The sequence below is a fragment of the uncultured Lacinutrix sp. genome, from assembly GCF_947500605.1.
In the GTDB taxonomy this organism is placed as follows: Bacteria; Bacteroidota; Bacteroidia; order Flavobacteriales; family Flavobacteriaceae; genus Lacinutrix.
In genome coordinates this window covers 201,626-225,434 of record NZ_CANMSJ010000004.1, presented here as the reverse complement: position 1 = coordinate 225,434, position 23,809 = coordinate 201,626, and the positions used below count along the sequence as shown (strand labels likewise).

The 23,809-nt window shown below is 35.0% G+C and carries 17 protein-coding genes; 15 read left to right on the top strand and 2 right to left on the bottom strand.

Annotated elements, in window-relative coordinates; genetic code table 11:
• The first annotated feature begins 11 nt into the window (after window positions 1-11).
• From ilvC to argH, 12 genes are all read left to right on the top strand, one after another.
• On the top strand, window positions 12-1,514 hold the full coding sequence (gene ilvC, locus Q0935_RS08065; protein ID WP_299250783.1) for a ketol-acid reductoisomerase: 1,503 nt from the start codon (window positions 12-14) through the stop codon (window positions 1,512-1,514).
• 92 nt (window positions 1,515-1,606) lie between these two features.
• A complete protein-coding gene (ilvA, locus tag Q0935_RS08060; RefSeq protein ID WP_299384370.1) occupies window positions 1,607-2,875 on the top strand; it encodes a threonine ammonia-lyase IlvA in 1,269 nt (422 codons plus the stop codon).
• A 12-nt stretch (window positions 2,876-2,887) separates the two neighbouring features.
• On the top strand, window positions 2,888-4,465 hold the full coding sequence (locus Q0935_RS08055) for an NADP-dependent glyceraldehyde-3-phosphate dehydrogenase (protein WP_299384365.1): 1,578 nt from the start codon (window positions 2,888-2,890) through the stop codon (window positions 4,463-4,465).
• A gap of 431 nt (window positions 4,466-4,896) precedes the next feature.
• Window positions 4,897-5,526, top strand: coding sequence for a GNAT family N-acetyltransferase (locus Q0935_RS08050; protein ID WP_282070281.1), 630 nt, complete (start codon window positions 4,897-4,899; stop codon window positions 5,524-5,526).
• The gene (locus Q0935_RS08045; RefSeq protein WP_299384356.1) at window positions 5,516-6,703 is read left to right on the top strand and encodes an argininosuccinate synthase domain-containing protein; all 1,188 of its coding nucleotides are present in this window, start codon (window positions 5,516-5,518) and stop codon (window positions 6,701-6,703) included. The genes Q0935_RS08050 and Q0935_RS08045 overlap by 11 nt, the downstream gene beginning before the upstream one ends.
• A 59-nt stretch (window positions 6,704-6,762) precedes the next feature.
• Complete coding sequence (argC, locus tag Q0935_RS08040) at window positions 6,763-7,746, top strand: N-acetyl-gamma-glutamyl-phosphate reductase (RefSeq protein WP_299384352.1); 984 nt, start codon at window positions 6,763-6,765, stop codon at window positions 7,744-7,746.
• Window positions 7,747-8,108: 362 nt separating this feature from the next.
• A complete protein-coding gene (gene proC, locus Q0935_RS08035; protein ID WP_281846358.1) occupies window positions 8,109-8,909 on the top strand; it encodes a pyrroline-5-carboxylate reductase in 801 nt (266 codons plus the stop codon).
• Window positions 8,906-10,036 (top strand): aminotransferase class III-fold pyridoxal phosphate-dependent enzyme, encoded by a 1,131-nt coding sequence (locus Q0935_RS08030; RefSeq protein WP_299384342.1) that lies wholly within the window; start codon window positions 8,906-8,908, stop codon window positions 10,034-10,036. The genes proC and Q0935_RS08030 overlap by 4 nt, the downstream gene beginning before the upstream one ends.
• A 384-nt stretch (window positions 10,037-10,420) precedes the next feature.
• Window positions 10,421-11,356 carry an acetylornithine carbamoyltransferase gene (locus Q0935_RS08025; protein WP_299384338.1) on the top strand — a complete coding sequence of 312 codons (936 nt, stop codon included), beginning with the start codon at window positions 10,421-10,423 and terminating at the stop codon, window positions 11,354-11,356.
• 102 nt (window positions 11,357-11,458) lie between these two features.
• The gene (gene argB, locus Q0935_RS08020; RefSeq protein WP_299384335.1) at window positions 11,459-12,235 is read left to right on the top strand and encodes an acetylglutamate kinase; all 777 of its coding nucleotides are present in this window, start codon (window positions 11,459-11,461) and stop codon (window positions 12,233-12,235) included.
• Complete coding sequence (locus Q0935_RS08015; protein ID WP_299384330.1) at window positions 12,232-13,293, top strand: M20 family metallo-hydrolase; 1,062 nt, start codon at window positions 12,232-12,234, stop codon at window positions 13,291-13,293. Before argB ends, Q0935_RS08015 begins: the two co-directional genes overlap by 4 nt.
• Before the next feature lie 9 nt (window positions 13,294-13,302).
• Entirely contained in the window at window positions 13,303-14,577 is a 1,275-nt protein-coding gene (argH, locus tag Q0935_RS08010; RefSeq protein ID WP_299384326.1) for an argininosuccinate lyase, read from the top strand.
• Between the two features lie 201 nt (window positions 14,578-14,778).
• On the opposite strand, the gene Q0935_RS08005 is transcribed toward argH, so the two are convergent.
• Both Q0935_RS08005 and gltB read right to left on the bottom strand, forming a co-directional pair.
• On the bottom strand, window positions 14,779-16,245 hold the full coding sequence (locus Q0935_RS08005; protein WP_299384324.1) for a glutamate synthase subunit beta: 1,467 nt from the start codon (window positions 16,243-16,245) through the stop codon (window positions 14,779-14,781).
• 3 nt (window positions 16,246-16,248) lie between these two features.
• Complete coding sequence (gene gltB, locus Q0935_RS08000) at window positions 16,249-20,745, bottom strand: glutamate synthase large subunit (protein WP_299384321.1); 4,497 nt, start codon at window positions 20,743-20,745, stop codon at window positions 16,249-16,251.
• Window positions 20,746-21,188: 443 nt separating this feature from the next.
• On the opposite strand from gltB, the gene Q0935_RS07995 reads away from it, so the two are divergent.
• Genes Q0935_RS07995 through Q0935_RS07985 form a run of 3 tightly spaced genes read left to right on the top strand, consistent with a single transcriptional unit; the run spans window position 21,189 to window position 23,782 of the window.
• Window positions 21,189-22,175 carry an outer membrane beta-barrel protein gene (locus Q0935_RS07995; protein WP_299384318.1) on the top strand — a complete coding sequence of 329 codons (987 nt, stop codon included), beginning with the start codon at window positions 21,189-21,191 and terminating at the stop codon, window positions 22,173-22,175.
• Window positions 22,176-22,187: 12 nt separating this feature from the next.
• Window positions 22,188-22,526, top strand: coding sequence for a P-II family nitrogen regulator (locus tag Q0935_RS07990; protein WP_299250815.1), 339 nt, complete (start codon window positions 22,188-22,190; stop codon window positions 22,524-22,526).
• Between the two features lie 8 nt (window positions 22,527-22,534).
• Window positions 22,535-23,782, top strand: a complete 1,248-nt coding sequence (locus tag Q0935_RS07985; protein WP_299250817.1) for an ammonium transporter — start codon at window positions 22,535-22,537, stop codon at window positions 23,780-23,782.
• The last annotated feature ends 27 nt before the right edge of the window (window positions 23,783-23,809 follow it).

Genomic DNA, 23,809 nt, shown 5'->3' with positions numbered 1-23,809 from the left:
AAAACAATACAATGTCAAATTACTTTAACACATTATCATTAAGAAATCAATTAGATCAATTAGGTAAATGTAGATTCATGGATGCTTCAGAATTTGAAGATGGTGTAAATGCATTGAAAGGAAAGAAGATTGTAATTGTTGGTTGCGGCGCACAAGGTTTAAACCAAGGATTAAACATGAGAGATTCTGGTTTGGATATTTCGTATACATTAAGACAAGTGGCGATAGACGAGCAACGCGAGTCTTTTAAAAACGCAAATTCTAACGGGTTTACTGTTGGGACTTATGACGAGTTAATTCCTACTGCAGATTTAGTATTAAATTTAACACCAGATAAGCAACATACAAACGTAGTAAAAGCGATAATGCCTCTAATGAAAAAAGGAGCGACATTAAGTTATTCTCACGGATTTAATATTGTTGAAGAAGGAACCCAGGTTAGAGAGGATATCACTGTTATTATGGTTGCTCCAAAGTGTCCAGGAACAGAAGTTAGAGAAGAATATAAACGTGGTTTTGGTGTGCCAACATTAATTGCTGTACATCCAGAAAACGATCCAGAAAATAAAGGTTGGGCTCAGGCGAAAGCCTATGCTGCTGGAACTGGTGGGCATCGTGCAGGTGTGTTAGAATCGTCTTTTGTTGCTGAGGTAAAAAGTGATTTAATGGGTGAGCAAACCATTTTATGTGGTTTACTTCAAACAGGTGCGATTTTATCGTTTGATAAAATGGTTGCAGAGGGTATTGAACCTGGTTATGCTGGAAAATTAATCCAGTTTGGTTGGGAAACAATTACAGAAGCTTTAAAGCATGGAGGAATTACAAACATGATGGACCGTTTATCTAATCCAGCAAAAGTAAAAGCATACCAATTATCTGAAGAATTAAAAGACATCATGCGTCCGTTATTCGAAAAGCATATGGACGATATTATTTCTGGTCATTTTTCAAAAACAATGATGGAAGATTGGGCAAATGATGATGTAAACCTTTTAAAATGGAGAGCTGCAACAGGTGAAACTGCTTTTGAGAAAACAGAGTTAACACCAAATCATATTTCTGAGCAAGAGTATTTTGATCATGGAACGTTATTAGTAGCATTTGTAAAGTCTGGTGTGGAACTAGCATACGAAACTATGGTAAGTGCAGGGATTATTGAAGATTCTGCTTATTACGAATCACTTCATGAACTACCATTAATTGCTAATACAATTGCTAGAAAAAAATTATTTGAAATGAACAGAGTAATTTCGGATACTGCAGAATACGGATGTTATTTATTTGACCATGCTTGTAAACCGTTATTAACAGATTTCATGAAAACGGTAGATACAGACATTATTGGTAAATCATTTTCTACAACAACAGGAGTGGATAATATCGAATTAATAGCAGTAAACGATGCGATTAGAAATCATCCAATCGAAGCTGTAGGAAAGCGATTAAGAGCTGCAATGACTGCAATGAAAATTATAAAATCAGATGTAAAGACTGAAGATTCAGTTTTAGCATAAATATAGCGTCATTACTGCAAAGACAAGGATCTATAAATAGAATGTAATTATGAGAAAGTAGGATGAAACTCCTGCTTTCGTAGGAAGTAAACATGGAAGAAACTAAAACAACATACAGACCAACTCTTGAGGCTGTAGAAGCTGCTGCAAATAAATTAAAAGGAATCGCAACTGTAACGCCTCTTATGAGGAATGCACGTTATTCTAAGCATTTTGGAGCGAATATATTTTTTAAAAGAGAGGATTTACAAGAGGTGCGTTCGTATAAAATTCGAGGATCTTATAATAAAATTTCATCTTTAGACGCTACTCAAATAGAGAATGAAATTGTATGCGCAAGTGCAGGAAATCATGCGCAAGGAGTAGCTATTTCGTGTAAGCTTCTTAAAATTAAAGGCACCATATTTATGCCTTCTCCTACACCAAATCAAAAGGTGGAACAGGTTAAAATGTTTGGAGAGGATTATGTGGACGTTGTTTTGGTTGGTGATACTTTTGATGATGCTTATCATGCAGCAATGGAACAGTGCCAAGCGCTGAATAAAACATTTATTCATCCTTTTAATGATGAGAAAGTGATTGAAGGTCAGGCAACTGTTGGTTTAGAGATTATAGATCAGGCTAAGGAGCATCCAATTCATTACGTTTTTGTACCAGTTGGTGGTGGCGGACTTGCCGCTGGATTATCATCTGTTTTTAAAATTTTATCACCAGAAACAAAGATTATTAGCGTGGAACCAAAAGGTGCGCCGGCAATGTTAACTTCTATTAGAAATAATAAAAACACAGAGTTAAAGACTATCGATAGTTTTGTAGATGGTGCTGCTGTTAAACGTGTTGGCGATTTAAATTTCGCAATATGTAAAGAAACTTTACATCGCGTGGTTACGGTAGACGAAGGTAAGGTGTGTCAAACCATTTTAGATTTATATAATAAAGATGCAATTATTGTAGAGCCTGCAGGAGCTTTAAGTCTTTCTGCATTAGAGCAATTTTCCGAAGAAATAAAAGGAAAAAATGTGGTTTGCGTAATTAGCGGAAGTAATAACGATATCACACGTACTGCCGAAATTAAGGAGCGTGCATTATTGTATGCCAATTTAAAACATTATTTCATTGTAAAGTTTCCACAACGTTCGGGAGCTTTAAGAGATTTTGTAGTAGATATACTTGGGCCAAACGATGATATCACTCATTTTGAATACACCAAAAAAGTAAATCGTGAAAACGACGTCGCTGTTGTGGGATTAGAGCTAAAATCACCTGCAGATTTAGAACCTTTAATTACCAAAATGAAACTTCATAATTTTTATGGAGATTACCTAAATGATAAACCAGATTTATTTCAATTCTTAGTTTAAATAAAAAAGACAATGAGCATTCCAAAAGCGTATCAAATACAAGAAGTTTTAAACCAAAAAACCTATTTAGTAGGAGGTGAATTGAAACCTTGGAAAGGCGAAACATCACAAGTGTTTTCTACTATTTCTTCTACTGAAGATTATAAGCCTACTTTATTAGGAAGTATTCCAACCTTAGGAGAAAAAGAAGCGTTAGAAGCTTTAGATGCGGCTTGCGTTGCATACAATAAAGGGCAAGGTTTGTGGCCAACCATGAAAGTGGTAGATCGTATTGTTTGTATGGAAAATTTTGTTGCTCAAATGAAAACGAAGCGAGAAGAAATCGTGAAGTTGCTAATGTGGGAAATTGGTAAAAACTTACCAGATTCTCAAAAGGAATTTGACAGAACCGTAGAATACATTTACGATACTATTGAAGATTATAAACAAATGGATCGCGACAGTGCTAAGTTTGAGAAAAATGCAGGTGTCAACGCACATATTCGTCGTGGACCTTTAGGAGTTGTTTTGTGTTTAGGCCCTTATAATTATCCTTTAAATGAAACTTTTGCATTGTTAATTCCTGCTTTAATTATGGGTAATACAGCCATTTTTAAACCAGCAAAACATGGTATTTTATTAATTTCACCATTATTGGAAGCGTTTCAAACTAGTTTTCCAAAAGGTGTTGTTAATATTATTTATGGAAGAGGAAGAACGGTTGCTACACCAATCATGCAGTCTGGTAAAGTAGATGTTTTAGCTTTAATAGGGAATAGTAAATCGGCAAATGCATTACAAAATCAGCATCCAAAAAGTAATAGATTACGTTCGGTTTTAGGTTTAGAAGCTAAAAACCCAGCAATCGTTTTAAAAGATGCCGATTTAGATTTAGCGATAGACGAATGTATTGCAGGTGCAACTTCATTTAACGGACAACGTTGTACGGCATTAAAGGTGCTTTATGTACATGAAGATATTATAGAAGAATTCAATAAGCGATTCTCAGCAAAAGTAGACGCGCTTAAGTTTGGTAATCCTTGGGAAGATGGTGTTAAGTTAACACCATTACCAGAGCCAGGGAAGCCAGCTTATATACAAGAGTTAATTGATGACGCGACTGCAAAAGGAGCTAGTATCATTAATGCAAAAGGAGGAGAAACGACAGAAAACTACATTTTTCCAGCGGTTTTATATCCAGTGTCTAAAGATATGCGTGTCTTTCAGGAAGAACAATTTGGACCTGTTATTCCTATTGTTCCTTTTACTGATATTGAAGAACCTTTAGATGATATGGCTGCTTCTAATTACGGGCAGCAAGTCAGTTTATTCGGGCAAGACGTAAAAACGTTGGCGCCTTTAATAGATACGTTAGTAAACTTAGTTTGTCGTGTTAATTTAAACAGTTCTTGTCAACGTGGACCAGACGTATATCCGTTTACAGGGCGTAAAGATTCTGCAGTTGCAACGTTAAGTGTGCATGATGCGTTACGTTCTTTTTCAATACGGACGTTTGTAGCTTCAAAAGATAATGAGTATAACAATGCTATTTTAAAAGAATTGTTAGAATCTAGAGCATCAAACTTTGTAAGTACAGATTATATTTTATAATTTTTCAAGTCAGAAACGCCTAATAGTGAGATTTATATAATTATTAGGCTTGAAAATAATGATTTCATAAAAAATTGCACTAATTGAATGTTTTACTAGTTTGTATTAAATTAATTTATAGTTTTACACCATGTTTACAACACTAAATAAAAACGAAAGACCCACAAGTTTGCTATTACGCAGACGACGTCGCTAATACGCATACTTCAAGCTTTTAGTTAATAGTTTTTATTTTTTTTCAGACAGTGAACAATTCAACACAAATATTTTCTTTTTCAAATACAATTATTAGAAATAATAACAGGATAACCCTACGACCAATTTTTCGTTGCCGCCCTTAGGGTGTACTTCTATTTATAGAACTAAGGTGAGTCCGGTTCTGCTTTCAAAAACAAAAATCATCACATTTTTTAATTTAAAATTCAATTACAATGGAAATTGTTATTGCTGATAAATCACATAGTATTTACGCAGATATTATTTGTAATACTATTGCTGATGCTGCTCAAGTTAGAGGAACTGGTATTGCAAAACGCAAGCCTGAATACATCATTACCAAAATGGAAAATGGTAATGCTGTTATTGCTTTAGAGGGCGATAAATTTGCAGGCTTTTGTTATATCGAACAATGGGGTCATGGCAAATTTGTAGCCAATTCTGGATTAATTGTACATCCAGATTTTAGAAACATTGGCTTAGCTAAGCAGATCAAACAGAAAATATTCGAGCATTCTAGAACCAAGTTTCCGGAGGCTAAAGTATTTAGTATTACTACGGGTTTAGCAGTTATGAAAATGAATAGTGATTTAGGTTATAAACCTGTTACGTTTTCAGAATTAACAGACGATCAATCCTTTTGGAATGGCTGTCAGACCTGCAAAAACTTTGATGTTTTGACAAGAACAGAGCAAAAAATGTGCTTATGTACAGGTATGTTGTATGATCCTTCTAAAAAGGAAGCAACAAAACCAGCAGTAAATAATCATGATAAAAAAGTATGGACCAGATTGAAAAATATAAAACAATCCATGTTCCTTAAAAAAGAAAAGAATGAAAAATAAAGGCAAATTAGTAATAGCATATAGTGGTGGATTAGATACATCCTATTGCGCAGTAAGTTTAAGTAAAGCAGGTTACGATGTGCATGCAGTAAGTGTAAATACTGGAGGCTTTTCTGATGCAGAAATTCAAACCATCGAAACAAATGCCTACAAGATGGGCGTGTCGACCTATAAGAACATCGTCGCTATTGCCTCGTATTATGATAAAGTGATTAAGTATTTAATCTTCGGAAATGTTTTGAAGAATAACACCTATCCTTTGTCTGTAAGTGCAGAGCGTATTATTCAGGCAATCGAAATTATCGAATATGCTAAAAGTATTGATGCCGAATATATCGCACACGGAAGCACAGGAGCAGGAAACGATCAAGTACGTTTTGATATGATTTTTCAAACGTTAGCGCCACATATTAAAATCATCACGCCAATTAGAGACGGAAGTTTAAGCAGACAACAAGAAATTGATTACTTAAAAGAAAACGGTATCGAAGCTTCTTGGGAAAAGGCAAAGTATTCTGTTAATAAAGGACTTTGGGGAACTAGTGTTGGTGGAGAAGAAACATTAACATCAGAAAAACCATTACCAGAAACCGCTTATCCTTCGCAATTAAAACGTGCAGAGGATGAAAAAGTGACATTAACCTTTTTAAAAGGAGAATTGGTTGCTGTAAATGGAAGTAAAAACGCATCAGACGTAAATATTGAAGTGTTAAACAATTTGGCGTCTGCGTATGCAATTGGTAGAGATATTCATGTTGGAGATACAATAGTTGGTATTAAAGGACGTGTTGGTTTTGAAGCAGCAGCTGCTTTGGTGATTATAAAAGCACATCATTTATTAGAAAAGCATACACTAACGAAGTGGCAATTACAACATAAGGATTATATGTCTAATTTCTACGGAATGCATTTGCATGAAGGGCAATATTTAGATCCTGTAATGCGTGACATGGAAGCCTTTTTACAAAGCAGCCAAGACAAAGTATCGGGAGATGTTTTTGTGAGCTTAAAACCATACCATTTTACTGTAGACGGAATCAGTTCTAAGCATGATTTAATGAATGCGAAGTTTGGAAGTTATGGCGAAGAAAATAAAGGTTGGACAGCGGATGAAGCTAAAGGATTTATCAAAATTGTAGGAAATCAAAATAAGATTTATCAACAAGTAAATAATTAATTAATTGAGTGAGACCTGTCAGGTTTTTAAAACCGGACAGGTCTGAAAGACAAGTTGTAATGAAAAAAATAGAAATAGGAATTATTGGAGGTGCAGGTTATACAGCTGGAGAACTTATTAGATTGTTGTTAAATCATCCAAAAGCTAACATCAATTTTATTTACAGTACCTCTAATGCTGGAAATAAGATATATAAAGTACACCAAGATTTAATTGGTAGTACAGATTTGGAGTTTTCAAGTAAAATTAATTCAGAAGTAGACGTGTTGTTTTTGTGTTTAGGTCACGGAAATTCTAAAGCATTTTTAGAGAACAATTCATTTTCTACTGAAACTAAAATCATCGATTTAAGTAATGATTTCAGATTAACTAAAGACGCCATTTTTGAAGGAAAAACGTTTGTTTATGGTTTGCCGGAATTAAATAAAGAAGCGATAAAAAAAGCGAATTACATTGCAAATCCAGGGTGTTTTGCATCTGCTATTCAGTTAGCATTGTTGCCTTTAGCTAAAGCTGAAGTTTTGCAAAACGATGTGCATATTAATGCGGTTACAGGAGCAACAGGAGCGGGAACATCATTATCTGCAACCACGCATTTTACGTGGCGAGATAATAATTTTTCGCATTATAAGGCTTTTACGCATCAACATTTAGGAGAGATTAACCAATCGGTGAAACTGTTGCAGTCTAATTTTAAGTCAGACATCAACTTTATGCCAAATCGCGGTGATTTTTCTAGAGGAATTTTCGCAACCATGTATACTAAGTTTAAAGGAAGCTTGGAAGATGCAAAAGCATTGTATAGCGAATTTTATAAAGATGCTGCTTTTACTGTAGTTTCGGATGATGAGATTCATTTAAAACAAGTGGTAAATACCAATAAGTGTATTCTTCATTTACATAAGCATGAAGATAAATTATTGGTAACAAGCATTATTGATAATTTACTAAAAGGTGCTTCTGGGCAAGCTGTTCAAAACATGAATTTAATGTTTGGTTTTGATGAAACAGAAGGTTTAAAACTAAAAGCAACTTATTTTTAAAAGTACAGCTGCTGCGTTAGCGGTTGAAGTGGCATCCTTTTTTGACATCAGTTCGAGTGAATTTGTGAAGCATGAGCAAATTTGTATCGAGAACAAGGCAAAAAAGATATAACGGAAAACGCGACCCTTGTGGTAACGTCAAAACAATATAAAAATGTCACCTTGAGCGCAGTCGAAAGGTTTAAGTGAAAATAAAGTTTAATTAAAAAGATAGTAGTCATTGCGAGATTTACGAGTGAACGAAGTAAACCTGAAGCAATCTGTTTAAAGAGATTACTTCAGTCATTGGCTGCGCCATCTACTTTTAATCAAAATATATTTTGATTTCAGTAATCTTCGTAATGACAAATAAAAACGAACAAATGAAAATAGCAATTATAGGAACAGGAAACTTAGGAAAGTCCATTGCAAAAGGATTGATAACCAACAATGCCATTACTAGTTTGTATTTAACCAAACGGAATTTGGAAGACATTCAAGAATTTGATGGTTATAAAAATGTGCATTTAACAACGGATAATACCGAAGCTGTAAGGCAATCTGATATCATCATTTTTGCAGTGCAACCAGCGCATTTTGAGCAAATATTGAATGACATTAAGGCGGAATTAACAGAGAAGCACGTCTTGATTTCGACCATTACAGGTTTTCTAATTCCTAAGATTGAAGCGCAAGTTGGTGTCGATAAATTTATCATTCGTGCGATGCCAAACACAGCAATTGCAGTTGGTAAATCCATGACGTGTTTGTGTAGTAATGTGCAAGGTGCAAAACGTATTAAAATCGCTGAGGCTATTTTTAACCGTTTAGGACATTCGTTAAGTATTCCGGAAAGTCAAATGCAAGCAGCCACTGTGGTTTGCGCAAGTGGTGTTGCGTTTTGGATGCGTTTAATTAGAGCGACAACACAAGCTGCTATTCAGTTAGGGTTTGATGCTAAAGAAGCGCAAGAATTAGCGATGTATACTAGTGAAGGCGCTGCGAGCTTATTGATTACCAATGGGAATCATCCAGAAGAGGAAATAGATCGTGTAACCACGCCAAAAGGGTGTACGATTGAAGGTTTGAATGAGATGGAACACAAAGGATTGAGTTCGTCTTTAATACAAGGTATGATTGCCTCGTTTAACAAGATTAGTAACATTAAAGAAGAACAGATATGAGTTTATTTAACGTGTATCCTTTATTCGATATCACACCTGTAAAGGCAGAAGATGTTTTTGTTTACGATGAAAACAATACCAAATATTTAGATTTATATGGTGGACATGCGGTGATTTCTATTGGGCATTCACATCCTAAATATGTGGCTGCCATTTCTGATCAAGTCGCCAAATTAGGGTTTTATAGCAACTCGATTCAGAATCCATTACAAGTACAATTAGCCGACAAGTTAGAGCAATTATCCGGTTGTACAGACTATGAATTGTTTTTGTGTAATTCTGGAGCAGAAGCCAATGAAAATGCTTTAAAACTGGCGTCATTCCATAACGGAAAGAAAAAAGTAGTTGCTTTTAAAAATGGCTTTCATGGTCGTACATCAGCAGCAGTTGCAGCAACAGATAATGCGAAGATTATAGCACCAATTAATGCACAGCAAGAGGTTGAGATTCTAGAATTAGGAGACTTAGAAGGTGTAGAAAAAGCACTAGCTAAAAACGATGTTTGTGCAGTAATTATTGAGTGTATTCAAGGTGTTGGCGGATTGGACGAAAGTACTGTTGCATTCTACGAAGGTGTAGATGCATTATGCAAAAAATACAATACGTGTTTTATTGCAGATGAAGTGCAATCTGGTTTTGGTAGAACTGGCGATTTCTTCGCGTTTCAGAAATATAATGTGACTCCAGATATTATTTCGATTGCCAAAGGTATGGGAAATGGGTTTCCGATTGGTGGGATTTTAATTCATCCAAATATTAAAGCTTCTTTTGGTCTATTAGGAACCACTTTTGGTGGAAATCACTTAGCTTGTGTTGCGTCTTCTACTGTTTTGGAAGTAATTGAAGAAGAGCATTTGATGCAAAATGCTAAGGATATCTCAGCTTATTTTATTGAGAAAGCAAAAGAAATTTCGGCAATTAAAAATATAAAAGGACGTGGTTTAATGTTAGGATTGGAATTTGATTTTCCGGTAGCTGAATTACGTAAAAAGCTAATTTTTGAACATAAGATATTTACAGGAAGTGCGAAGAATCCTAATTTATTACGAATTCTTCCGCCTTTAACCATCAAAAAAGAACATGTCGATTTGTTTTTTGAGGCTTTAAAAAAGGAATTAAAATGGTAATGCGAGTAACGTCATTCTGAACTAGTTTCAGAATCACATAATAAGCGGGAAGCTGAACTAAATTCAGCTTGATGAGAGTTGTGGATACATGAAAATAAGTATTTGTAATAGCAGTTATGTTTAGCATTAAATGCTTAGAAATAAGAACTAAGTCGCAACGTCATTCTGAACTAGTTTCAGAATCACATCATAATGAGAAGCTGAAATAAATTCAGCTTGACGAGAGTTGTGGATACATGAAAATAAGTGTTTGTAATAGCAGTTATATTGAGCATTAAAGGCTTAGAAACAAGAATTAAATAGCAACGTCATTCTGCACTAGTTTCGGAATCACATAACAGTGAGAAGTTGAAATGAATTCAGTAAGATTAAAGTAATAAATAGATGAAAAAGTATACAGAAATAAAAGACATATCAAATCTTCAAGAAACTATAAAGGACGCGATTTCACTAAAAAAGAACCCCTTTAAATTCGAAGATTTAGGAAGCCATAAAACATTAGTCATGCTGTTTTTTAATTGCAGTTTACGAACGCGATTAAGTACCGAAAAAGCAGCAAAGAACCTAGGAATGGATGTGATGATCCTAAATGTGAATGACGCATGGAACCTAGAATTTGAAGATGGAACAATCATGAATGCAAACACGTCAGAGCACATTAAAGAGGCTGCACAAGTGATTTCGCAGTATGGAGATGTGATTGCGGTTAGAGCGTTTCCTAGTTTAACAGATAAGAAAAAGGATGAAAGTGAATTTGTGATGAACAGCTTTATAAAATACGCAACAGTGCCAATTGTAAATATGGAGAGTGCAACAGCGCATCCTTTACAAGCATTGGCAGATGCTATTACTATAACTGAATTATCTAAAAAAGCGAAACCAAAAGTAGTCTTGTCTTGGGCGCCACATCCAAAAGCATTGCCACAAGCGGTTGCAAATTCGTTTGTAGAAATGATGCAAAATATGGATGTCGATTTAACAATTACTCATCCTGAAGGTTATGAATTAAGCGAAGCAATTACGGAAAACACACCAATAAATCACAATCAAGAAGAGGCTTTGAAAGGTGCCGATTTTGTCTACGTGAAAAACTGGAGTAATTATAAAGACTATGGAAAAGTGCTTAGTCAGGACGAGAATTGGATGATGACAAAAGCGAAGTTGGGTAATGCGAAATTTATGCATTGCTTGCCCGTAAGGCTTAATGTGGTTGTGGAAGATGCGGTTTTGGATGACGAGCATTCTGTTGTAATCCAACAAGCAAATAATAGGACTTTTGCTGCACAAATTGTGTTGAAGCAGATTTTGGAAGAATTGTAAACGTCATTGCGAATGAGGAACGATTGAAGCAATCTTTTAATTGAAACAGATTACATCGTCATACTGAATTCATTTCAGTATCACATCAAAAGAAGAATAAGCATGAAAACACTAAAAATCATAAAAATTGGAGGAAACATCATCGATGATGATAACGCCTTACAGCAATTCCTAAAAGCATTTGCGACTATAGATGCTCCTAAAATCCTAGTGCATGGTGGTGGAAAATTAGCAACCAAATTAGCACAACAAATGCAAGTTGAGGTTAAAATGATTGACGGAAGACGAGTAACCGATCAAGTGACTTTAGATATTATTACCATGGTATATGCTGGAAAAATCAATAAAACTATAGTCGCACAATTACAAGCCAACAATTGTAATGCTATTGGTTTTTCTGGTGCAGACGGAAACACAATAGTTTCAGATTTAAGACCATCAAAACCTATCGATTATGGATTTGCTGGAGACGTCAAAAAGGTAAATACTGAAACGTTAGAAATTCTTTTAAATAATGAAATTACACCTGTGTTTTGTGCGATTACTCATGATAAAAACGGGCAATTATTAAATACCAATGCAGATACGATTGCTTCCGAATTAGCAATAGGTTTTGCAGTAAAATATAAAACTGAATTATATTATTGCTTCGAAAAAAACGGAGTTTTAGAAGATGTAAATAATGACGATTCTGTTATCGAAAACATAAACACCAAAAGCTACCAACCGTTAATTGAAAATGGTATTATTTATGAAGGCATGCTGCCAAAATTAAACAACTGTTTTCATGCTGTAAATAATCAAGTGCAAAAAGTTTGTATTGGTAAATCAGACATGCTTTTCGATAAAAATAATACACACACAACCATTACCAAATGATAGAAAAACTAACAACAAGAGCAATTGCTTTATTAAAACAATTGATAGAAACGCAGTCATTTTCTTCAGAAGAAGGACCAACAGCAGCGCATATTGAGCAATGGTTTGTGCAGCAGGATATTCCTTTTAAAAGAACCAATCATAATGTTTGGGCAACCAATAAATATTTTGACGAGAGCAAACCAACGCTATTATTAAACTCGCATCACGATACGGTAAAACCAAATAATGGCTACACCAAAGATCCGTTTAAAGCGATTGTTGAAGATGGAAGATTATATGGTTTAGGAAGTAATGATGCTGGAGGATGTTTGGTGAGTTTGTTAGCAACGTTTGCCTATTTCTATGGCAGAGAAAATCTAAATTTTAATCTGGTTATTGTCGCTTCCGCTGAAGAAGAGAGTAGTGGAGAAAATGGGTTAAATAGTATGTTGTCGGTCATTCCAAAAGTGGATGTCGCTATTGTTGGAGAACCAACTTTAATGAATTTAGCTGTTGCTGAAAAAGGCTTGGTTGTGTTTGATGCAATCGTAAAAGGAACGCCTAGTCATGCTGCGCATCCAAATCACGATAATGCGATTTATAATACCATTCAAGTTTTAGAATGGTTTAAAAATTACACATTTAATAAAACATCTGAAGCTTTGGGAGAGGTAAAGTTGACTGTTACGCAAATAAATGCAGGAAAGCAGCATAATGCGGTTCCAGCAGATGTGAAATTAGTGGTTGATGTTCGGGTAAACGATAAATATTCTAACCAAGACATTGTCGATATTTTACAGAAAGAAGCGCCTTGTGATAGTATTATTCCGCGTAGCATAAAATTAAATTCGTCGTCCATTCCTATCGATCATCCATTGGTAATTGCAGGAATAGAAATTGGTAGAAGCACTTATGGTTCGCCAACATTATCTGATCAAGCGGTGTTGAGTTGTCCATCGTTAAAACTAGGACCAGGAGATAGCACACGATCGCATTCGGCTGACGAGTTTATTTACGTGAATGAGATTGAAGAAGGGATTAAAATATATATTGAATTATTAGAAAAAGTACTTTAAAATCAAATTATGAAACTCTGGGACAAAGGAATAAGTATCGATAAAAAAATAGAACAATTTACCGTTGGAAACGATAGAGAAATTGATATGCATATTGCTAAGTACGATGTGCAAGCATCTTTAGCACATGCAATAATGTTAGAGTCTATTGGCATTATTTCTTCGGAAGAATTGCAACAGCTTAAAAATGGTTTACACGCTATTGCGGAAACTATAGAAAACGGAACCTTTGTTATTGAAGAATCCTTTGAAGATGTGCATTCTAAAATTGAATATGAGCTGACTAAAACTTTAGGTGATGTTGGAAAGAAAATCCATACCGCACGTTCTAGAAACGATCAAGTTTTAGTTGCATTACAATTGTACTACAAAGAGAATTTAAAAGAAATTAATCAGAAAACAAAAACGTTTTTTGAGACCCTTTTAGGTTTGGCGGAAACGCATAAAGACGCTTTGCTTCCTGGTTATACCCATTTACAAGTGGCTATGCCATCTTCTTTTGGATTGTGGTTTTCTGCTTATGCTGAGGTTTTAATTGATGATGTATACTTGCTAAATGCAGCCTTGAAAACCGTAGATCAAAATCCGTTAGGTTCTGCAGCGGGTTATGGAAGTTCGTTTCCTATTGATCGAGAATTAACCACAAAAGAATTAAAGTTTTCAACTTTAAAATACAACGTTGTTGCTGCGCAAATGAGTAGAGGAAAAAGCGAACGAACAATCGCTTTAGCTTTAGGAAGTGTATGTAATACTTTAGCGCGTTTTGCAATGGATATTTGCGTGTATAATAGTCAGAATTTCGGCTTTATTGCCTTTCCGGATGAGTTAACGACGGGAAGCAGTATTATGCCACATAAAAAGAATCCAGATGTGTTTGAATTAATCCGTGGAAAGGCCAATAAGATTCAGGCTTTGCATACTGAAATGGTGTTAATTACTAATAATTTACCAAGTGGTTACCATAGGGATTTTCAGTTATTAAAGGAAAATATAATTGCAGCTATTGAAGATGTAAAAGACTTATTAGATATTTTTAATTACGCCATTCAGCAAGTCATTGTAAAAGATATTGATTTGAATGATGCTAAATATCAATACTTATTTACAGTAGATAATATTAATACATTGGTTGTGGGAGGTATGCCTTTTAGAGAAGCGTATCAAAAAATTGGAGGAGAAGTGGAAAGTGGAACTTATGTACCAGATACCTCTAAAAAACACACGCATGTTGGTAGTATTGGTAATTTGTGTTTGGATGGGATTAGAGGGAAGTATCCAGAGTAGTGTTAATTGCGTCATTGCGAGGAACGAAGCAATCTCTCTAATTTTTGTAAAATTTTTGTTTTAAAGAGTTTTCTTGCTTTTATTAAACAGATTACTTCGTCGTGCCTCCTCGCAATGACGTGTTGTGTGTCATTGCGAGGAACGAAGTAATCTCTCTAATTGTATCAAATATTTTTTTTAGATTAATGGTCTTTCCATGTATTAAACCCGAGGTAAATCACTGTCATCCTTTAAAGGTAAACAGGATTCTCCCATTAAATAGGTGTCAATATGATGTGCTGCTTGTCTACCTTCTGAAATAGCCCAAACAATCAACGATTGTCCGCGACGCATATCTCCAGCTGCAAAAACGCCAGGGATATTTGTTTTGTAATCTTTTATTGTTGCTTCAATATTACTTCTAAAATCCATTTTTAAGCCAAATTGGTCTGCTAGTGTTTTTTCAGCGCCTGTAAAACCAAGTGCTAATAATGCGATGTCGCATTTCCATTCTTTTTCGGTATTTGGAACCTCTTTAAGTTGAGGTCTTTCACCTGGTGTAAAAATCCATTCTACTTCAACCGTTTTTAAGCCTGTTAAGTTTCCCTTTTTATCGCCAATAAACGCTTTAGTTGAAATGCTGAAAAAACGCTCGACTCCTTCTTGGTGCGACGAAGTTGTTTTTAACTTCATAGGCCAATAAGGCCAAGGTTGATTTGCAGGACGACCTTCAGAAGGTTTGCTTAAAATTTCAAAATTAGTCACAGAGGTTGCGCCATGACGATTAGACGTTCCAATACAATCACTTCCTGTATCTCCACCACCAATTACGATAATGTCTTTTCCTTTAGCAGAAATAACGTCTTTAAAATCGACTAAACCATCCACGTATTGGTTGTTTAGTTTTAAGAAATCCATCGCTTGCGTTACCCCTTTTAAATCCGCTCCAGGTATAGGAATGCTTCTTCTTACGGTTGCGCCACCACATAAAACAACAGCATCAAAGTCGTCTTTAAGCTGGTTGGCGTCTATGTTTTTACCAACATGTGCATTGGTATTAAAAATAATACCTTCTTCTTCTAAAACAGCAACACGTCTGTCAATTACGGTTTTTTCCATTTTAAAATCTGGAATGCCATAACGTAATAAACCACCCACTTTTTCGTCACGTTCAAAAACAGTAACGGTATGTCCTGCGCGATTTAATTGTTGTGCGGCAGCTAATCCAGCAGGGCCAGAACCAATAACAGCAACTGTTTTTTCGGTTCTTACTTTTGGTGGTTGTGCTACAATCCAACCTTCTTGAAAGGCGGTTTCTACTATGTTTTTTTCAATATTTTCTATGGTTACTGGGTCTTCGTTAATACCAAGTACACAAGCTTCTTCGCAAGGTGCTGGACATAAGCGTCCTGTAAACTCTGGGAAGTTGTTAGTTTTGTGTAAAATTTCAGCAGCTTCTTTCCATTTTCCTTTATAAACTTTATCATTAAAATCTGGAATTAAATTCCCAAGCGGACAACCACTATGGCAAAACGGAATTCCGCAATCCATACAACGAGCACCTTGATTTTCTAGGTGATCTTCTGGTAGCGGAACCGTAAATTCTTTGTAATTCTCTATGCGTTTTTCTGGCGCTATATAACTTTCGTTCTCACGCTTAAACTCTAAAAATCCTGTTATCTTTCCCATAATTTACGCTAATTCTAGTTGTTCTTGTTCTAATCTCACTAAGGCTTGTCTGTACTCTTCTGGTAACACTTTTTTAAACTTAGGAAGGTAGTTGTTCCAGTCTTTTAAAATACGTGCTGCTAATGGGCTTCCTGTTGCTTCAAAATGATTTTCGATTAATTGTTTTAGCTGAAGACTATCTGCTTCGTTTTCAATTGGATCGATATTTAGATCTTCCGAATTGCAATTCTGTTTAAACGTTCCTTTGTCGTCTAAAACATAAGCAACTCCTCCGCTCATTCCTGCTCCAAAGTTTCGACCTACAGTACCAAGAATAACAGCAACTCCACCAGTCATATACTCACAACCATGGTCTCCAATACCTTCGACTACTGCTTGTGCTCCTGAATTTCTAACACAAAAACGCTCTCCAGCTTTACCATTTATATAAACTTCTCCAGAGGTTGCGCCATACAGTGTTACGTTTCCTGTAATGATATTGTCTTCCGGAATAATGGTGCATTTTTCTGGCACTTTAATAATTAATTTAGCTCCGGATAACCCTTTACCTAAATAATCATTTGTGTTTCCGTGCACGGTAAATTTTAAACCTTTGGTTGCAAAGGCTCCAAAACTTTGTCCTGCAGAACCTGTAAAATCAATATCTATAGTGTCTTCAGGTAGGCCATCTGCTCCGTAAATTTTCGAAATTTCGTTACTTATAACTGCTCCAACTGCTCTATCTATATTTGTGATAGGCATAGCTAAGTTTGTTTTTTGTCTTCTAAATAAAGCTTGATGTGCTTGTTTTATGATTTTAAAATCTAAGTGCACATTCAAGTTATGGTCTTGACAATACGTGTTGTATAGTTGTACATCTTCTGCGACTTCTACTTTGTGTAAGATTGGTGTTAAGTCAATTCCTGAAGATTTATAATGGTCTATGGCTTTGTTTCTGTTTAGTTTTTGAGATTGTCCAACCATTTCGTTAATAGTTCTAAATCCTAATTTAGCCATAATCTCACGTAATTCTTGTGCTACAAAATACATGTAGTTAACAACGTGTTCTGGTTTTCCTTTAAACTTTTTACGTAAGTCAGGGTTTTGAGTAGCAATTCCAACTGGGCAGGTGTTTAAATGACACACACGCATCATAATACATCCCGAAGCTACTAAAGGTGCTGTTGCAAAACCGAATTCTTCTGCGCCAAGTAAGCAAGCAATAGCAACATCGCGACCTGTTTTTAATTGTCCGTCACATTCTAAAACTACACGATTTCTAAGGTCATTCATCACTAAGGTTTGCTGTGCTTCTGCAACACCAAGTTCCCAAGGTAAACCAGTATGTTTTTGTGAAGTTAAAGGCGTTGCTCCTGTTCCTCCATCAAAACCAGCAATTAAAATAACGTCTGCTTTTGCTTTAGCAACTCCTGCTGCTACTGTACCAACACCAATTTCTGATACTAGTTTTACATTAATTCTAGCTTCTCTATTTGCTGATTTTACATCGTAAATTAATTGAGATAAATCTTCAATCGAATAAATATCGTGATGTGGTGGTGGTGAAATTAATCCTACATAGGGCGTTGAATTTCTTGTTTTTGCAATTTCTGGATTCACTTTTGGTCCAGGTAATTGTCCACCTTCTCCTGGTTTTGCACCTTGTGCTATTTTTATTTGAATTTCGCTTGCGCTTGTTAAGTAGTTTGAAGTGACTCCAAAACGTCCTGAAGCGACTTGTTTGATTGCTGAGTTTCTCCAGTCTCCTTGTGAGCTTTTGTAGAAACGTTCTTGATCTTCTCCACCTTCACCAGAATTAGATTTCCCTCCAATTCTATTCATGGCAACCGCAAGATTTTCGTGTGCTTCTTTACTAATAGAACCATAAGACATGGCTCCGGTTTTAAAACGTTTTACAATTTCTGTCCAAGGTTCTACTTCCTCTAAAGGAATGGGGTCAAATTGATCAAACTCAAACAAACCTCTAATAGTCATTAAGCTTTTAGATTGATCGTTTACTAAGTCTGAAAACTCCTTAAATGTAGATGCTTTATTGGTTCTTACCGATTCTTGAAGTTTGGCAACTGTTAGTGGATTAAACATGTGTTTTTCTTGTCCACGTCTCCATCTGTAATCTCCACCAACTTCAATTTGTGGTTCTGTATTTTTATGAAAAGCCCTTTTGTGACGTTTAACAATTTCTTGTTCAATTTCTCTTAGGCCAATACCTTGAATACGTGTTGGTGTATTTGGGAAGTATTTTTCGACTGTCGAGGTTTTAATTCCGATACATTCAAATAATTGAGAGCCACGGTACGAGTTTAAGGTTGAAATCCCAATTTTGTTCATCACCTTTAAAATCCCTTTTCCAACTGCTTTATTGTAGTTTTTAATGGCAGCTAAATATTCTAAATCTGTAAGATCTGCATTGTTGATTTGTTGTTGAACAATTTCATTTACAATGTATGGGTTTACAGCACTTGCGCCATAACCAAATAATAAAGCAAAATGGTGTACTTCACGAGGTTCTGCAGACTCAATAATTAAACTGATTCTAGAACGTTTTTTTAATTTGTGTAAGGCGTGATTGACGTAAGAGCAGGCTAAAAGCGCAGGAATTGGTGCGTGATTTTCGTCTACAAATCGATCGGATAAAATAATGATGTTTGCACCTTCGTCAATAGCTTTAGAAGCTTTAGTGACTAAGTTTTCAAGTGCGACTTCAAGTTCATTTAATCCACGATTTACTTCGTATAACATCGAAATAGATTCGACTTTAAAATCAGGATTAGTATCATAATCTCTAATCTTATCTAAATCGTGTTTAGAAATAACCGGGTTCTGAATTTTTAATTTTTTACAATGTTCGGCATTGATATCAAATATATTGACGTCACTACCAAGTGTTAAGCTTATATCTGTAATTAACTCTTCTCTAATTCCGTCTAAAGGCGGATTGGTAACTTGAGCAAATAACTGTTTGAAGTAGTTATAAATTAATTGTGGTCTTTCTGATAAAATAGCAATTGGCGTATCGCTTCCCATGGATCCAATAGGTTCTTTCCCTAATTGTGCCATCGGACGAATAATAGTATTTAAATCTTCTTCTGTATAGCCAAAAACAACTTCACGTTTTTTAAGATCAATTTCATCATATTTAATATGGCCTTCCTTAGCTTCAATATCTTTAAGATGGACTAAATTTTCGTTTAACCATTGTCTGTAAGGATGTTTGGCTGCTATTTCTTCTTTGATTTCTTCATCATTAACAATACGACCTTCGCTCATGTTTACTAAAAACATTTTTCCTGGTTCTAAACGACCATGGAATTCTATGTTTTCTGGAGCAATGTCTACAACTCCAGTTTCGGAAGACATAATAACGTTTCCTTGTTTTGTTACGGTATATCTTGAAGGACGTAATCCATTTCTATCTAAAACAGCACCTATAAAATTACCGTCTGTAAATGGGATTGAAGCCGGTCCGTCCCAAGGTTCCATTAAGCAGGAGTTGTATTCGTAAAACGCTTTTTTAGAATCCGACATGTGTGGGTTTTTTTCCCAAGCTTCGGGCACTAACATCATCATTGCTTCTGGAAGCGAACGTCCCGTCATTAATAGTAATTCCACAACCATGTCTAGGGTTGCAGAATCTGATTTCCCTCTTAAAATAGTAGGGATTATCTTTTTAATATCATCTCCAAATAATGGGCTTTCCATGATTTCTTCACGAGAAAACATGCGTGATACATTACCTCTAACGGTGTTTATTTCTCCGTTATGACAGATATATCTAAAAGGCTGTGCTAAATCCCAAGTTGGAAATGTGTTGGTAGAAAAACGTTGGTGTACTAATGCTAATCTTGTGTCTAAAGCCGAGTTAAATAGGTCTAAGTAATATTCGTTAATATGTTCCGGCATTAATAAGCCTTTAAATATTATGATTTTAGTAGATAGACTTGGTAGGTAGAAGAATTGTGATTCTGATAATTTAGAGTCATATATAGTGTGTTCTGCAATTTTTCGTGCAGCATATAATTTTATGTTGAATTCTCTTTCGGTTTGGGTATCGCTAGCCTTTCCGATAAAAATTTGCTTTACAAAAGGTTCTGTTACTTTTGCAATTTCACCTAAAACAGTACTATTAACTGGTACGTCTCTCCATCCAATTAATTTAAGGCCTTGATTTTGGATTTCTTTTTCAAAAACATCAATACAATATTGACGTTGGTTTTCTTTTTTAGGAAGAAATACATTACTAACTGCGTATTCTCCAGCTTCAGGTAAATCAAACTCACAAAAAATCTTAAAGAATTTATGCGGAATATCAATTAATATACCTGCGCCATCGCCGGTTACTCCGTCTGAACTTACAGCGCCTCGATGTTCTAATTTTACTAATATTTCAAGCGCTTTATGTATAATGTCATTGGATCGTTTTCCAGTTAAGCTACATATAAATCCTGCGCCACAATTATCGTGTTCAAATTCTGGTAAATAAAGTCCTTGTTTCTTAAGCATAACTAGTAAAATTTAAAGGTTTTTAATGCCTTATTATATCTCTAATATAGAAGCTATTATCCAATATAAAAAAAGTAGGAATCACTTTTCCGATATCGTTAATTAAGGGTGTCCTAATTGAAAATTTAATAATTATTTCGTGTCTAATTACATAATACTCTAAGGTGTTGTTTTTAAGTGTATCAGTTGTTTTGTTGCGAAAACGTTTGCGTAAATCGGTATTTATTAAAAATAGCATATCAATTATGCTAAAAAACTGATAATCAGTTAAATTTTAAATTATCAAATCATCAATAAAAGATTAAAAAATAATTCAACCCTAAAAATATTAGGGTGTAAATATGTAATATCATAAAAATTAACTTTTTGCCCTTATTTTTTATAGGGTGTATTGTCATTTTGTATAGATTTAGGTTTTTATTAACTAAAAAAACAAGTTTATTATGAAGAAAATTACGCTAATAATTGTGTTGTTAATAACATCAATCGGTTTTGCTCAAGATGCAGAGGAGAAAGCAGTGAAGAAATTCTCTTTTGAAGGAAGTGTGGATACTTATTTTAGAACAAATTTAACAGCTACAGATACTATAGCACAATCACCTGCTTCATTCGCTAACCAAACAGGATTTGCATTAGGAATGGCAAATGTTATTGGGTCTTACGAGTCTGAAAATGTAGGAGCTGTTGCCGATTTGGTATTTGGACCTCGAGGCGAACAGGCTGTTGGGTCAGATGTGCTTTATGTAAATCAGCTTTATGCATATTGGAATGTCTCAGAAAAAACAAAATTAACTTTAGGGCGTTTTAATACGTTTTTGGGTTATGAGGTAATCTCTCCAGTAGGTAATTTTAATTATAGTACTTCTTATTTATTTGCAAGTGGGCCATTTTCTCATGTAGGGCTTAAAGCTGATTTTGAATTGTCTGAGGATTTTTCATTGATGTTGTCTGCAATGAATGCTACAGATACAAATAATAACATAACAGGTGATTATGCCTTTGGAGCACAATTGGGTTATTCAGATCAATACTTAAATGTGTATTACGATTCAGGAGTTGTATTAGGTTTTGAAGTAGACTTTACTGGCGGGTTTGATGTTTCTGATGAAATGTTTTTAGGTATTAATGCAGCATATCAAGATAATGATGGTTCTGGTTTTTATGGAGCTGCACTATATCCTCAGTATAGTTTAAATGATGCTTTTTCTCTTGGGTTAAGAGGTGAGTATTTTGCTTTACATGGTGAAGGAGATGATTTGCCAAGTGTTTTTGATGTAACATTAACAGGAAGCTATGTTGTAGATGATTTAACAATTAAACCAGAAATTCGTTTTGATTCTTGGTCGGATAATACACCGTTTTACGATGCGGATGGTTTGCCAACAGAAAGTTTAGCATCTTTCCTTGTTGCTGCTATATATAAATTTTAACTAAAACTAATTATGAAAAAAGTTGAAGCAATTATCAGAAAATCTAAATTTTCTGCAGTAAAAGAAGCACTACACGAAGTTGGTGTTAATTTCTTCTCGTATTGGGATGTTACCGGATTAGGGAATGAAAAAGAAGGTCATGTTTATAGAGGTGTCTCTTATAGTACAAGCGATATTCAAAGACGTTATTTATCTATTGTTGTGAATGATGATTTTGAGTCAGTAACTATTAAGGCGATTCTGGAGGCAGGTTCTACAGGTGAAGTAGGAGATGGGAAGATTTTTGTCTCACAAATAGATCAGGTTTATAGAATACGAACAGGTGAAAAAGGAGGAAGCACTTTAAAATAAAAAACAACATGGAATTACTTACAATAAACAATGTATGGATGATGATCTGTACAGCGCTCGTTTTCTTTATGCATTTAGGATTTGCATTTTTAGAAATAGGGTTAACACGACAAAAAAACACATTAAACATTTTATTTAAAAATATATTTATCATTACAGTAGGTCTGTTGCTTTACTGTTTAGTTGGTTTTAATTTAATGTATCCTGGTGAATTTAATGGGTTTATTGGCTTTGCTGGATTTGGTTTAGAATCTCCAACGGTTATAGATCCAGAAACAGGAAAAGCAATATTAGACTTAGCATATAATGAGGGTTATACATATTGGACAGATTTCTTATTTCAAGGAATGTTTGCAGCAACCGCAGCAACTATTGTTTCTGGGGCTGTTGCCGAACGTATGAAAATTGGACCTTTCTTGGTTTTTACAATTATTTACGTAGGATTTGTTTATCCAATTGCTGGTTCATGGAAATGGGGAGGTGGGTTTTTAGATAGTTTAGAAACTCCTTTTTACGATTTCGCAGGTTCAACATTAGTGCATTCTGTAGGTGGATGGGCAGCATTAGTTGCTGTTTGTTTATTAGGATCAAGAATTGGTAAATACAAAAATGGAAAGCCTCAAGCTATACCGGGACATAATATTCCTTTAGCAACTGCTGGAGTTATTATATTATGGTTAGGTTGGTTTGGATTTAATGGTGGTTCTGTATTATCTGCAGATCCAGAATTAACATCAATAACATTAGTAACAACATGTCTTGCAGCAGCTGCAGGAGGTGTGGTTGCGGCATTGGTTACATTTTTGAAATATAAAAACTTAGATTTAACTATGTTCTTAAATGGTATTTTAGGAGGATTAGTTGGTATTACTGCAGGAGCAGACCAAATGAGTCCAACAGATGCTATTTTAATTGGGGCTATAGCAGGAGCTATTATTGTTTTTGCTGTTTCTTTAATTGATAAATTAAAATTAGACGATCCAGTTGGTGCAATAGCTGTACACTTGGTATGTGGAATTTGGGGAACATTAGCAGTAGGTATTTTTGGAGCCTTAGCAAGCGGAGCACAATTTGTAAGTCAGCTTATAGGTGTTGCATCTTATGCTGTTTTCTGTATAGCGACTTCATTTGCTATAATATTTACGCTGAAGAAAGTAGTAGGAATTAGAGTTTCTGAAAAAGAAGAATTAGAAGGTCTTGATGTTCATGAACATGGTATGGATGCTTATCCAGACTTTAGATTGAATGAGCATTAATGTTTAGTTAGTTTTATTGATTAAAAC